The organism is Mongoliibacter sp., assembly GCF_007692705.1.
Classification (GTDB): Bacteria; Bacteroidota; Bacteroidia; order Cytophagales; family Cyclobacteriaceae; genus Mongoliibacter.
The window spans coordinates 1-4682 of sequence record NZ_REBN01000054.1 but is presented as its reverse complement, the minus strand read 5'-3'; the positions used below and the strand labels follow the sequence as shown (position 1 = coordinate 4682).

The 4682-nt window shown below is 42.6% G+C and carries 4 protein-coding genes and 1 pseudogene; 3 read left to right on the top strand and 2 right to left on the bottom strand.

Translation table 11 applies throughout. The annotated features are described in order from the left end of the window. Positions 1–202, top strand: a pseudogene (locus tag EA341_RS00915) (hypothetical protein); the annotation flags it as partial. Between the two features lie 547 nt (positions 203–749). On the opposite strand, the gene EA341_RS00910 reads toward EA341_RS00915, so the two are convergent. Both EA341_RS00910 and hutH read right to left on the bottom strand, forming a co-directional pair. Further along, complete coding sequence (locus tag EA341_RS00910) at positions 750–1184, bottom strand: hypothetical protein (protein WP_293010796.1); 435 nt, start codon at positions 1182–1184, stop codon at positions 750–752. Positions 1185–1314: 130 nt separating this feature from the next. Continuing rightward, the gene (gene hutH, locus EA341_RS00905; protein WP_293010795.1) at positions 1315–2886 is read right to left on the bottom strand and encodes a histidine ammonia-lyase; all 1572 of its coding nucleotides are present in this window, start codon (positions 2884–2886) and stop codon (positions 1315–1317) included. Positions 2887–3283: 397 nt separating this feature from the next. Between hutH and EA341_RS00900 the strand changes: the two genes are divergently transcribed. Both EA341_RS00900 and EA341_RS00895 read left to right on the top strand, forming a co-directional pair. After that, positions 3284–4156, top strand: a complete 873-nt coding sequence (locus EA341_RS00900) for a LysR family transcriptional regulator (protein WP_293010794.1) — start codon at positions 3284–3286, stop codon at positions 4154–4156. 350 nt (positions 4157–4506) lie between these two features. Then, positions 4507–4682 (top strand): helix-turn-helix domain-containing protein (locus tag EA341_RS00895; RefSeq protein WP_367126796.1); only part of this gene is annotated, 176 nt, incomplete at its 3' end.

Below are 4682 nucleotides of genomic sequence, written 5' to 3'. Positions count from 1 at the left end.
AAAAAATGAAGAAATTATTGACAAAATAGGTCTTTGGTATATTGATAAGGATACTTTATTTATTAATGATTTAGAAGTTATGGCTACTTATAAATATTTCATTGAGACTCATTCTGATTGTGAATTATATTTAAAAAACATTTTTCCTGATGGGGAAATAGCTAAGAACGGGAGGGTGTTTGTCAATGAGAGCTGTAAATAGAGAATTTCAATAATTTTTTAATTTGATTTAAATATTTACGATGAAATTATTTTTGTATTTGATAATATCAGGATTTGTTTTAGCCTTATATGTTGATCTTTTTCTCTTAACTGAAGATGTTCTTTATTTTCATCTGGCTGAGCAGTACTCCAATACGAGGATAGAGAAGATGCTTGAGTTTAGAGGAAGATGGCTTTGGGTGACTTATTTAATATCACCCCTAATTACTTTCTTCAAGATTTTAATCCCCGCTGGGTTGATTTATCTTGGACTCTATCTATCCAATTTAAGGTATTCATTTTCTGAAGTGTTTAAGGCCTGTGTAATTGCAGAGTTTGTATTATTGCTTCCCATTTTTATCAAGATAGTTTGGTTTGAGTTTATAACCCCTAGCTTCACTCTGGAAGAGTTTAAGTCTTTTTATCCTTTATCTCTTTACGGTCTTTTTGATGCTGAATTGTTGGAGAAGTGGTTTCACTACCCATTCAAAGCTCTAAATGCTTTTGAAATAGGATATTGGTTTGCATTGGCAGGTAGCCTTTCTGTTCTATTGAGCTTGGATTTCCGGGAAATGTTCAGGGTAGTTGTATCCTATTGCGGAGCTTATTTCTCGGGTTTGGCTGACCGTATCCCAGATGCCTCCTCCAGCTTTTGCGATTTCCAGATAGGACTTGCCTGCATTGCGCATGGCATAGTCTTGGGCACGACTGCCGCCGAAACAGATATGTGTATGGCAGTCGATCAGCCCTGGCAAGGCCACAAAGTCACCTTTCAATGTGACCATCTCGGCACCTATGGATTGTGCTTCAGGATAGAGATCCCAATAGCTTCCTATCTGATGGATTTTATCATTTTTGATCAGGATACCTGCTTCCTTAATGATATCCAGTTGCTCGTCCTGCAAGGCTCCTTTTGAGGGGAGGCCTGACATGGTGAGGGCTTGGCGTATGGGGCCGATGAGGGTGTGTTTTATGGTTGGCATAGTAGTGTTAGTGTGTTCGTTTATGTGGTTCAAGACTTTGTCTTGGACCTGAATTATACCAGTCTTCAGACTGGATCGCTTTTGCAGTCTGAAGACTGCTGCTAATATAGCCCAAGTCTGAAGACTTGAACTAAAACCTATCAAACTCCTCCGACCAATTCGTCTCAAGCTGCAACCCTTCCTTTTCAGCTACTTCTCTCGCTAATTTAAGCAATTCCCCACTTCGGATGATTTCAATGGCAGTTTCCATATCTTCGTACATGATCTGATCTTCGGTGACATGCTTGATTTTGGTGCGTACATGTTCGTAGAGGGCAGTCATGATCTTGCCGGATTTCAAAGGGGCATGGAAATCCACAGCTTGGGCTGCACAATACAGTTCTACCCCAAGGATTTTTTCCACGTTTTCGATTACCTGTAAGGCTTTTCGGGCTCCGATGGAACCCATGCTTACATGGTCTTCCTGACCCAATGAAGTTGGGATGCTGTCAGCGGAAGAGGGGAAACATAGCCCCTTATTCTCACTGGCCAAAGCAGCAGTGGTGTATTGGGGGATCATAAATCCGGAGTTCAGGCCGGTCTCTTTCAAAAGTAACTTGGGTACTCCAGGTGTATCTCCTTCAAGAGATAGATAAATTCTTCTATCAGATACATTTCCAATCTCAGATGCCGCCAAACAGGCATAGTCCAAAGGCATGGCTATGGGTTGCCCGTGAAAATTGCCTCCACTGATGGTGTGGTTTTCATCAAATACCACAGGGTTATCCGTCACCGAATTGATTTCTATTTCAAGTATTTGCTTGAGGTGTAGCCAGGCATTTCGGGAAGCGCCATGCACCTGTGGCATGCATCTTAAAGAATATGGATCCTGAACCCTGGCGCAGGTGGCATGTGAATGCACGATCTCTGAATCATGAAGCAGGTTGAGAATGGATTGGGCCACATGTTTGTTGCCTGCGTATGGACGGAGTTGGTGGAGTTCAGCGGAAAAAGGTTTGACAGATCCCAATAAACCTTCCAGCATCATGGCACCGGTAATATCAGCATGAGCAAGGATATTGTAGAACTTTTCCAGCACTTTCACCCCAAAGGCGGCGATAAACTGTGTCCCATTGATCAATGCCAATCCTTCTTTTGGTCCGAGGTGAATAGGCTCAAACTGGAAGTCTTGGAATAATTTGGATGTGGGGATGATTTCTCCTTTGTAATGGACTTTTCCTAATCCGATCAGGGGTAAAAACAAATGTGAAAGCGGGGCTAAATCGCCTGATGCACCCACCGACCCCTGCTTGGGCACAACCGGAATGGCATCCTGCTCAATATGCCACAGCATCCTGTCCAAGGTGTCTTCCTGAATGCCTGAGAAACCCTTTGCCAGGGCATGGATTTTCAGGATCAGCATCAGCTTTGAAATTTCTATTGGAATAGGTTCCCCAACCCCTACAGCATGGCTTTTCAGGATGTTTTCCTGAAGCTTTCGGGTTTGGTCTGGGGAAATCATCGTGGTGCAAAGTGGGCCAAAGCCGGTATTGATGCCATAAACAGGTTTGCCGTTGGCGACAATCTTCTCTACAGCAGCGGCACTTGCCCGGACTTTTGCTCGGGTTTCCTCAGTAAGGACTCCCTGTATTTCTCCTCTTGCGATTCCAAGTGCTTTGGAGGCGGTGAGGTGTTCTTGGCCGTATTGGAAGGTTTTTGTCATTACATACGATTCAATTGGGTGGATATTTCTTTGCGCTCGTTGCGAGAACTTTCTTTTTGTTTCACGCAACGGACGCAACGATGATTCGCAGAGGACGCAACGGTAAAATATCTGCTTCTTTTCTTAACCAAAGTTAGCCATCTTCTTTGATAATTATAAATACCAATATTATCAATTATTGATTACCTTTAGTTATTAATATAAATGTCTATTTTTAGTGCGTAAATGGAATAAACAAGCATTTTGGCACTTTAAGGTCACAATCTGTGACCTTAGAAAACAGACTTTTGAGGTACCAAAAAATATCTAAGTTTTGAAGTAGTATCAATGAATATCCAATAGAATAAATATCTCTATTTGAGATCCTTGTTTTGTCAAATCAAATTGCCCTTAAATAATGAACATAGAACTTAGACACCTAGAATACTTTCGAGCCGTCGCCGAGGAACTGAACTTTGGCCGGGCGGCGGAGCGCCTTTTTATCTCCCAACCGGGCCTTAGCCGACAGATCAAGCAGATGGAGGAGATCCTGGAGGTACAGCTTTTTGAACGTACCAAAAGAAGGGTGGAACTGACAGCAGCAGGCCATTACCTGAAATCGGAAGTGGATTATATCTTCAACCACCTTGAACTCACCAAAACCCAGCTCAAGGAAATCGCTTCTGGTAAAATAGGGGAGTTGAGAGTCGGTTTCCTGGGTTCGGCGGCACATACCGTATTGCCCGAACTTTTGGTGAAAGTATCCCAAAACTTTCCCGGAATCCAAACTAACTTGGAAGAGCTCAGCAATGCCATGCAGGTGGAAATGCTGGAAAAGGACAAGCTGGATCTGGGTTTTGTACGTTTGGCCCGGGTACCGGAACAGCTACAAATGAAAGTGGTTTATCAGGATACTTTCTCAGTGGTGCTGCCTTTGGAGCATCCTTTGAGAAATGGGAAATTCAAACATGTGGGACAATTGAAGGAAGAAAACTTTATCCTTTTTTCCCATGACTATTCTTCCATCTATTTTGACAAGATCATGTCCATTTGCGAGGATCAGGGTTTCTCTCCCAAGATTACCCATAAATCCGTGCATGCCCTGACCATTTTCAAATTGGTGGAGGCGGGCTTGGGGGTGGCGATTGTCCCCACTTCCTTGAAGGAAGGGTATGAATTGAAAGTGAAGTTTATTGAGCTGAATAAAATCCGGCAGAGGACCGAGCTTTTTGTGGTGTGGAAGAGGGGGAATAGGAATGCGGCATTATTTAAAGTTCTGGAGTTAATCTAAGATGATATTCAGGTATTAGCTTCTCGATATTGGTGGATATTGGTTGAGATATTGTAGAAATATGCTTCGTGAAATAAGATGGAAATCGGAGCGAAACGGAGATCCCGAGAACTTAGTGATTCGGGATATGGTTGGAATATTTATTGATATTGGGCAGTGTTTTTATTTTCAAAGCAACCTGCCATCCAAAAAAAATCTTTCAGGTCAATAAGCTTTACCAGGATTTTGAATCGATCATTTTAAAATAGTCTCGTTTCTAATTTCTCGCTTCTAAACCAAATGTCGTGCAAATGTCGGGTGAAAACCTCCCGTTTTTCGGGTTATATTTGTGAGAATCCAACCAACTTGCCATGGTCAAACAAAATATTCACAACATGCAACAACCGCAATTAGGCCAGAAAATCCAGGAGTGGAGGAAGGCCAAAGGAATGACCCAAGAAGAATTGGTGGAGCTATGCAATATCAATGTACGCACCATCCAAAGGATAGAAGCCGGAGAGGTGACACCAAGATCTTTCACCGTAAA